At 67.7% G+C, this 1272-nt stretch carries 1 protein-coding gene; it reads left to right on the top strand.

Annotated elements, in window-relative coordinates:
- Positions 1–83: 83 nt before the first annotated feature.
- Positions 84–1272, top strand: a 1189-nt coding sequence (locus tag OU416_RS40170) for a DUF222 domain-containing protein (RefSeq protein WP_270932348.1), incomplete at its 3' end; no start/stop codon positions are given.

Below are 1272 nucleotides of genomic sequence, written 5' to 3'. Positions count from 1 at the left end.
CGTGTTTGGTGGGTGTTGTGATCACCCGTTTGTGGGACGGTTATGTGCTCGAATTCTCGTTCGATTGTTGAGAGAATTGATGCATGACACCGCTGATGACCACCCAGGACACGACCCCCGCCGCTGGTGCGGGCGTGGTCGTGTCCGCCTTGCCCGCGTGGGATGCGTCCACGCCGGGCGGGTCGTGGGCGCCTGCGGTTGACTCCCTGACCGATGAAGAACTCACGGCCCGGATCGGCCAGGTGGAGCAGCAGATCCGCCAAGCCCGGATGGAACAGCTGCGACTGATCGCCGAAGCCGACCGCCGACGCCTGCACGCAGTGCAGGGTACGCGGTCGACGCAGGTGTGGTTGAAGACGCTGCTCAACATCGACGGCCAAGACGCCACCAACCGCGTCCGCATCGCCACCGCCACCGCTCCCCCGCCGAATACGGGCGAAGATACCGCTGCCGATGCTACCGACTCCGATGCTGCGCTTCCGGCGACCGGGGAGGCCTTGGGAGAGGGCGTGATCGGCCTGGAGCATGCGCGGGTGATCTCCCGCTGTGTGTCCAGGCTGCCCGAACACACCCGACACCGCGCGGCCGAGATCGAGCGACTGCTGGTGGAAAACGCCTGCCGCCAATGCCCCCGCGACCTCGCGAAACTCGCCGACCGGATCCGCTACATGATCGACGCTGATGGCGCTGTGGCCGATGAACGGGCGCAGTTCGAATCGCGGGAGTTGCATTACGCGACCGCCCGGGACGGAATGCTGGTGATCAAGGCCCGTCTGGACCGCGAGACCGGGGCGAAGTTCGTCACGGCTTTGCGGCCGTTGGCGGCGCCGCGCCCGGAGTCTGACGGGGTCAAGGACCCGCGCACGGTCGGACAACGCAACGCCGACGGCCTGTCCACCCTCCTCGACCTCGTCCTCGACACCGACGGGATGCCCCGCACCGGTGGTCAGAGGCCCCACCTGACGGTCACCATCGACTACACCGACCTGAAGAACCAGCTCCCCACCAGCAACGGCGGCGAGATCGCCGTTGGTGGTGCGGGGATGCTGGAGGGCACCGGCCAGTACCTCAGCCCCCAGACCATCCGCAGGATCGCCTGCGACTGCGACGTCCTCCCCATGGTCCTCGGTGGAGACAGCCTGCCGCTGGATGTGGGTGCCTCGCAGCGCACCGCGCCGACCCACATCCGCGCCGCACTGCTGGTCCGGGATGGGGTGTGCGCGTTCCCGGAATGCGACCACCCGGCCGGAACACCCCAAGCCCACCACATCG

The sequence above is a fragment of the Saccharopolyspora indica genome (assembly GCF_027853965.1).
GTDB classification, from domain to species: Bacteria; Actinomycetota; Actinomycetes; order Mycobacteriales; family Pseudonocardiaceae; genus Saccharopolyspora; species Saccharopolyspora indica.
Note: the sequence above shows the minus strand (reverse complement) of the source record. Positions and strands in the feature narration are given on the sequence as shown.